General features: G+C 43.4%; 8 protein-coding genes. 4 read left to right on the top strand and 4 right to left on the bottom strand.

The features are described from left to right. The coding region (locus Q0688_RS27625) for a type II 3-dehydroquinate dehydratase (RefSeq protein WP_367179780.1) at positions 1 to 121 on the top strand (121 nt) is incomplete at its 5' end. A 43-nt stretch (positions 122 to 164) separates the two neighbouring features. Here the strand turns inward: Q0688_RS27625 and Q0688_RS05035 are convergent. The 4 genes from Q0688_RS05035 to Q0688_RS05020 all read right to left on the bottom strand — a co-directional run bounded on the left by Q0688_RS05035 (position 165) and on the right by Q0688_RS05020 (position 3,820). After that, a complete protein-coding gene (locus Q0688_RS05035; protein ID WP_299073816.1) occupies positions 165 to 893 on the bottom strand; it encodes a hypothetical protein in 729 nt (242 codons plus the stop codon). Then, the gene (locus tag Q0688_RS05030; RefSeq protein WP_299073814.1) at positions 893 to 1,825 is read right to left on the bottom strand and encodes a GNAT family N-acetyltransferase; all 933 of its coding nucleotides are present in this window, start codon (positions 1,823 to 1,825) and stop codon (positions 893 to 895) included. The genes Q0688_RS05035 and Q0688_RS05030 overlap by 1 nt, the downstream gene beginning before the upstream one ends. Then, positions 1,797 to 2,963 carry a cupin domain-containing protein gene (locus tag Q0688_RS05025; protein ID WP_299073812.1) on the bottom strand — a complete coding sequence of 389 codons (1,167 nt, stop codon included), beginning with the start codon at positions 2,961 to 2,963 and terminating at the stop codon, positions 1,797 to 1,799. The genes Q0688_RS05030 and Q0688_RS05025 overlap by 29 nt, the downstream gene beginning before the upstream one ends. Before the next feature lie 101 nt (positions 2,964 to 3,064). Beyond that, positions 3,065 to 3,820: a TetR/AcrR family transcriptional regulator gene (locus Q0688_RS05020; protein ID WP_299073810.1), complete on the bottom strand. Its 756-nt coding sequence runs from the start codon at positions 3,818 to 3,820 to the stop codon at positions 3,065 to 3,067. A 133-nt stretch (positions 3,821 to 3,953) separates the two neighbouring features. Here Q0688_RS05020 and Q0688_RS05015 point away from each other — a divergent pair, with 133 nt between their 5' ends. The 3 genes from Q0688_RS05015 (at position 3,954) to Q0688_RS05005 (ending at position 6,597) form a co-directional block, all read left to right on the top strand. Further along, complete coding sequence (locus Q0688_RS05015) at positions 3,954 to 5,447, top strand: FAD-dependent oxidoreductase (RefSeq protein WP_299073808.1); 1,494 nt, start codon at positions 3,954 to 3,956, stop codon at positions 5,445 to 5,447. Between the two features lie 405 nt (positions 5,448 to 5,852). Further along, positions 5,853 to 6,098, top strand: coding sequence for a hypothetical protein (locus Q0688_RS05010; RefSeq protein ID WP_299073807.1), 246 nt, complete (start codon positions 5,853 to 5,855; stop codon positions 6,096 to 6,098). After that, entirely contained in the window at positions 6,091 to 6,597 is a 507-nt protein-coding gene (locus Q0688_RS05005) for a hypothetical protein (RefSeq protein WP_299073805.1), read from the top strand. The genes Q0688_RS05010 and Q0688_RS05005 overlap by 8 nt, the downstream gene beginning before the upstream one ends. Positions 6,598 to 7,010 lie beyond the last annotated feature (413 nt).

Raw genomic sequence — 7,010 nt, 5'->3', positions numbered from 1 at the left:
TAGAGAAGATTTTAGAAAGATTTCTTTAATAAGTGAAGTGTGTAGTGGTAGCATTTCTGGTTTTGGCTTAAAATCTTATGAATTAATTTACCAAGACCGAGAAATAGGTATTTGGCTTTAAGCATTAATTACAAACACGCTAGACCTGCCAATAAGTATTAGAGTTAATAGGTTTCAAGTTTAATGAATAAATCGTTTGTCGGGCTTTTATTTGTCGATGTTTTAGCAGTAGACCAATGCCGATTGTCGTTTTCTTTAGCCGACAACGACACCCACTTATTAAGAGGCACCACTACAGTATTGACCTGTAACTGTTTATCATCCTGATTTACATGACTTATTCGATAACTTAATTCTGCACGATCGGCAGTCAATGCTCGTATTGATAACTCAATAGTCTGCTCTTTATTCACCACCGTATCGGTTTGATACCACAACAATCCCCCGGCACTTAAACGCTGTGTTTCATTGCGTTTAGAGATCAACAGAGGCTTGTTATTGGTCATTGCAAAGCTTTGATTGTGGCCGAGCACAGATTGGTTAGTGCTGTATGTTTTTGTATTAGCGCTAGGCTTAGTCTGACTAAGCCTTAAACGAAAATAGCGTTCGGGTTGATCCATTTCTTTTAATACCGCAATTGCTTCAGCACTTATCTGAACATCACCACGAATGTAAATCTTATCCTTAACAACACTAAACAACAGTTGACCTTCGTAAAGCGACTTAATCGCAACGAGCAGCCGATCGGCTTCACGGTGCTTTGCGTTATAGCTAACAATGTTACTGCTGATGACATCATCGTCTTTAGGATCAATATAACTATCACTGGCGTTAACAACGCCAGCACAACAAAAAAACAACATAATGATCAAATATTTAGCGAGAAATTTCATTAAGAGATCCCCAGTATTTTTAATTCTCGATCGTGGCTGGCACGCTGCCAAAGTGAATCAAACTCTGCCGCCAAAGCTTCAGCAGACGGCTTATTGTTGTAGTCCGCCCAAGCATTATTAGCCTCGCTGTTCTGTAAGTCATAGCCTAATAGGCCGCGGTTATCAGCAATCACAAATGCTTCGGGTAAATCTCTTAGATCTGCGGTGGTTTTGCGTATTTCAATTTTAGAGCTTAATCTTCTAGCAAGATTCAACATGCCATGACCACGCTTAACCATCGATTTAGTATCAACTACTAATAACCTGATCTGGGTATAACGGCTTTTTCTCGCCAGCCTAGACACCACATCAATAAGCTCACTGCGATCAAAAAGGCTTTTATCTAAATCGTAACAAAATATCAGTAGCTGCCGCTCGCACTGGCCGACTAAATCCAGCACAGCATCGGCCAAATCAGGCACTGAAAAACGGCCGCCGTGCTGTCCCAATAAGCGCTGCTTGGAGATAGTTTTAATCATTTTTCGATGCGCAATACCTGCATCCATAAACTCATCACCGACAATTTCAAAGCCCATTGACTGATAAAAGCCAAGAGCATGTGCCTGCGCATATAAATAGCCACGTAATAATTGCCGTCGACTACAGTCATCGATAACTGTTTGTAATAGTTGCCGGCCGATACCGCGATGACGATGGCTTTTTAAAACCGCCATGCGACCAATATGACCATCACTGAGCATCCGTACCGTTGCAACGGGCTCGCCATCGTTAAATGCCAGCCAATGACTAGCTTCGTCGTCGTACTCATCCCACTCAAGCTCAATCGGCACTGACTGCTCGTCAATAAAAACTGCTTGCCTAATCGCTTGTAGGTCGTCTTTATTTTGCTGCCAGTTGGCTGGATTAATTGTCAGTTTCGTCTTCAATTTCATCGATGTATATAGCCCCTTGGTTGAATAAGGTTTTAAATAAGTCGGTATCTTTTAAACGAAACGGTAAGTCCAGCGTTTTTAATTGGGTATTGGCACATAACAGCTTGGCAAGTTCTTGCGCATCCCCCCGACAACAGAACTCTCGGCCATCGACATACAAGCTAAGCTGATCATCGTTTTCTATAAATGCAAAACGAGAACTGGGGTTGCGGTATAAAAATTCACTTTCTGCCAGCAATACATCTAATTCTTGAACATCGAATTGCTCAGGCTCTTCTTCGTGCAATTCGGGGTATTTGGGTTCAGTCATGTAACGGCCAAACCACTGCTCCACAGCTTGTTTGTCATCGACAAAACTTTTTAAAATCTGCTGAACCTGATCAATCGCCAGCTCAGAAATTTCACCAGGGTTGTCCTGTATCGTAAGTGCTGGGTCGGTATAGCGAACAAAGTCATTACTATCAGCCAATTGCTCATCGCAAAAATGAGAAAGTATTTCTCCATGGCTAGGGGCGCGAAAACCCACCGAATAAGTCATGCAGCTATCGCCACGACCTTTACCCCAATGCGCACAGCGCGGAGGCACATACAAAATATCGCCGGGCTGTAAGGTCCACTGTTGCTGACACTGAAAATCTTCAATTAACTTAAGACTATCGTGCTCAACCAGTGCTGTCTGTTCATCACAAAACTGACCGATTTGCCAATCACGCAAGCCTAAACCTTGTACTAAGAAGACATCATAATTGTCATAATGAGGGCCGACATTACCACCTTCACTGGCATAGCTCACCATAACGTCATCGACTCGCCAGTTGGGAATAAACCTGAAATGCTCAAGCAGAGCGGCAACTTCAGGGATGAAGTGGTCAACTGCCTGCACGAGTAGCGTCCAATCCTTTTCAGGCAGGGTAGCAAAAAGCTGTTCATCAAAAGGGCCGCTCGACGATTCATAGCCGCTGTCAACACCACCAACAATAAGACGTGATTCAACTTCTTCTTCGCAAGCCATGCCTGCCAAATCATCGGGCATTAACGGAAATTCAAAGTCAGCTAAACCGCCACGAATCAGTAGCGGTTTTTTCTGCCAATAATTAGCTAAAAAGTCTTCGAGTTCAAAATTTTTGATGCTGAGCATAATGTCAAATGTCTCGTGGGTGGTAGATATCGAGGTTTACTGGCGTCTCACATTGTAATTCAAGCACAGCAACAATGAGACAAATGGTTAAGAGCCCCGAACTACTGTTTTTCTTTGTCGATAACAGCAAGCGTTTCAGCAGAGGGAGCAGCCTGCATTGCTGAAACTAAGTTATCCAATAAATTACTGACAAATAAGTCTTTACTGCCTAGGGCGTGCGCTTTGTCTTCACGGCGGGTTTGGGCATAAGTAGCCAGGGCATTGAAAATCATATTGGCATGGATAACATGGCGTGAGGCTCTAATTTCACTAGGTAGGCTAGCCATCATTAGCCGAAACAAACTGAAAGCACGAGGCCGTGCTCTATCGACACCATCGGGATGGCCCTTAAGAATCATCTCTGAACTTTTCATAAAGACTTGGTTAACTATCAACAAATAATTGATCCCTGCTGGCGAATCAAGCTGATTAGAAAAGGGGATGACTAGGCACTCCAAAAGCTTTCGCGGCGTTTGATCGGCGGGCTCAAGTGCATCGAAAACATCGAGGCGAGTATTAATATCATGATCGATTGCGGCGTAGTGATCATAAACAATAGCGTCAATAAGGCCTTTTTTATTGCCGAAATGGTAGTGCAGCGCTGAAGTATTACGCTGCCCAGCCGCCTTATTGATTTCATTGAGCGATACCGTGTCGATACCCTTTATGGCAAACAACTCTTCTGCTGTTCGCATCAGTAGTTCACGACGATTTTGCTGTTCTTTTACCGGTTTAGCAGCGCTATGATTATTAACAGAACGCTCATTGATGGTGCTATCCGTTGTCATAGCGCAGCCCAATTCAGCAGAAATTGGCATAACGTTACCACTGCAATTGGGGCGTTGCAAAAATAAAGAACACTCTTTAATATGGCATTTAAAGAATACTCTTTAAACAACGTGGCTGTAATAGCACCACGCAAAGCATTCATTAAATAAACAGAGGTCTGCAATGGCTAGTACCAAAAAAACAGTACCCACAAAAGCCACTAAGGCGAGTGACATTAGTCAGTGGGACATAGAAACAGACGTTATTGTGGTGGGTTTTGGTGGTGCCGGTAGTTGTGCGGCTATAGAGGCCGCTGATAGCGGCGCGAAAGTGCATTTATTTGAAGCGGCCTCCGCAGCCGGTGGCTCAACAGCGTTATCTGGCGGTGAAGTTTATCTTGGTGGTAACGGCGGTACCAAAATCCAAAATATGTTTGGTTTTGAAGACAGCTCCGAAGACATGTTTAACTATTTAATGATGCAGCATTCACCACAGGCTGATGAAGACAAAATTCGCAGCTACGTGGACATTGCAGCTTCACACTTTGATTGGCTAGTCGAAAAGGGCGTACCCTTTAAAGAAAGTTTTATTGATGAGCGCCTTGTCGAACCTATCACTGATGACTGCCTTCTTTACAGTGGTAACGAAAAAGCATGGCCAGAAAAGGATCATTTTAAACCTGCTCCGCGCGGCCACGCTGTACAAAAGGTCGGTATGGGCGGCGGTCAAGTACTTATGGAACAGCTTGAGAAAGCGGTTATTGCTGCCGGCGTTAATATTCACTTCGACGCTCGCGCATTGAGCTTAGTGGTTGATGATAATGACGCCGTGGTTGGCTTGATCGTGCGTATTGATGGCAAGGAAGTCGCCTGCAAAGCAAGAGGCGGGGTGATCTTGTGTGCCGGCGGCTTTGTCATGAATGAGAAAATGCTTAAGCAATATGCGCCACGATTAGATCGTTGCAACTCACCTATTGGCAACCCTGGCGATACCGGTTCTGGCATTCAAATGGGATTATCGGTCGGCGGCGCGGCTATTAATATGCACGAAGGTTTTTCGAGTATTCCATTTTACCCGCCCTCAACATTGACCTACGGTATTTTTGTAACTGATAAGGGCCAGCGTTTCATCAATGAAGATGCTTACCACGGCCGTGTCGGAACTCACTTACTTGAACAAAACAGTGAACGCTTGTATCTGATTGCTGACATTGAAGCCTACGGCGACTATGAACAGATGAACTTCATGAATGCCAGTGTTGCTGGCACCGGTGACACCGTAGCTGAATTAGAGGCCGAGCTTGAGTTACCACAAGGTTGCTTATCAAATACTCTCAGCCTCTATAATGATTTTGCTGCCAAAGGTGAAGACCCAATGTTTCACAAGCAGCCAGAATGGTTGCGCCCCCTTGAGCCACCCTATGTAGCCCTTGATGTAACCCCTGGACGAGGTGCATATATGCCTTACTTCACGCTAGGTGGGCTCGACACCAAACCCACAGGTGAGGTGCGCGGTTTAGATGGCTCAATAATTGAGGGGCTTTATGCTGCTGGCCGAACAGCTTGTGGCGTTCCACGTCGAGGGGATGGCTACAACTCAGGGATCAGTATTGGCGATGCCACCATCACTGGCCGTAAAGCAGGTATTGCAGCTGCATCACGCTTAAAAAACAGTTAGATTTAACTAAGGGGCAGGGGCGCATTGCGCTTCTGCCTTATGTAGCTAACTCCAAATCAAGCTGTTTAACTTTTGATGTATTCTCGTTTCGACTGTTTGATAGCTAAACGCTTTGATATTCCTAACGGCTTAGTTCTAGCTGCATTTTTTGCTTAATTGCTTGCATCAACTAAACACAATAAAACCCACACTAACGCCTAAACAACCGCCAGCCACACAACATCCACGGCGCGAGCTTATCGATCTAGTGCAATTACTTAGCAAGTTAGATTCCGAAATACAACATTTTCAGCTATAGTATGTGCCCTAAAAATCGCTGTCGCGAAACAAGCGGCAACCCAGCACAGAGCTGATGCGGTTAATGCATACCGAATACACGATTACCCACCTATAGGCATAGCATTCATGGCTTTATTTGTGGTTACCACGGGTTTATCCCATTACTTGTTTTCCTATTTAGATAGAAACAGCTTAGGTGAAGGTCTCGTGGGTCAGCATTTTATCTCTTGTAAAATCGAATCCGACGAATTCACTTTTAACGAGTTATTCAACGTCACGCTTTATGAATATAAGGGACGAAAAATCATCATCGATAATTCAGGAAAATCTCTGAGCTTTCCAGCAGGATTTAAAGGAGTGACTTGTGAATAACAAAACGAATACAGCAATTTTTGTGGTACTGCTTGGCGTATTAATCGGTTGGCTTTCTACCTTTATTCCTAAGTCACACCTTGCAGGGCATTATTTAGCAAATACAGCATCGATTATTAACCCGTCCAATAATATTATTCATAACCAGTCTTCTATTAACATCGAATTTAAGAAGAATGACAGTTATGACCTATTATACGTGTCGACCAAGCAAGTCGGTTTTACGTCATCAGGATCTTACTCTGTCACTCAACACGACATCTCACTGGATGAGAACCAACACCAGCAAATCATCCCGAATCGCGAGTTGTCGTTTTACGAAAAAGTCATGATAAGTGAAGGTTCTACCCTATCTTCTGACGCGATGCCTTACATTCCATTGAATAGAGAAGAGTTTTTACTGGTGACGCGCTATGGGATGATTCATTTTTGTAAGAAGGTAGTCTGCTCTGAGCTGTCAACGTATTCAAATGACATTCCTGACGTTGATATGAACTAAACTCACTCGCTATTTTTAACCCTAATTATATTTTAGTGCTAGCTTGTGTTTTAACGCTTACTTAGGAAAATAAGTAGGCGTTAAACGTCAGCAAGCGTCAAAGCTAAGTAATCGTCAAAGCGAAGATTCTCACCTCTTTACTCCGATAAATACCCACTTCGTTACACATTCCCTTCCAAAGCACAAAAAACACTCACGATTTATAAAACAACGCATCCATATGCAACTAGAACAACCAAAAGTGATCCAAGTTATATTCTAACGAGCTACAAAATTTGTTTATTAACATCTAAACAACAGTAGTTAATCACGATTTACAACCACAATTAACATCGAAAAAAATGTTTGTCTTAGATCATATCAACCTCAACTATGCCTCGTGCCACAGTGCAGTTTTCTGTACATTCATTGTC

Origin of the sequence: uncultured Paraglaciecola sp., assembly GCF_937123705.1 — a bacterium.
Lineage (GTDB): Bacteria > Pseudomonadota > Gammaproteobacteria > Enterobacterales > Alteromonadaceae > Paraglaciecola.
The sequence above is the reverse complement of the archived record's forward strand: the minus strand, read 5'-3'. Positions and strand labels throughout refer to the sequence as shown.

Coding starts and splice junctions, on each gene's coding strand:
- Q0688_RS05035 (WP_299073816.1), bottom strand. CDS start 893: ATGAAATTTCTCGCTAAATATTTGATCATTATGTTGTTTTTTTGTTGT.
- Q0688_RS05030 (WP_299073814.1), bottom strand. CDS start 1,825: ATGAAATTGAAGACGAAACTGACAATTAATCCAGCCAACTGGCAGCAA.
- Q0688_RS05025 (WP_299073812.1), bottom strand. CDS start 2,963: ATGCTCAGCATCAAAAATTTTGAACTCGAAGACTTTTTAGCTAATTAT.
- Q0688_RS05020 (WP_299073810.1), bottom strand. CDS start 3,820: ATGCCAATTTCTGCTGAATTGGGCTGCGCTATGACAACGGATAGCACC.
- Q0688_RS05015 (WP_299073808.1), top strand. CDS start 3,954: ATGGCTAGTACCAAAAAAACAGTACCCACAAAAGCCACTAAGGCGAGT.
- Q0688_RS05010 (WP_299073807.1), top strand. CDS start 5,853: ATGGCTTTATTTGTGGTTACCACGGGTTTATCCCATTACTTGTTTTCC.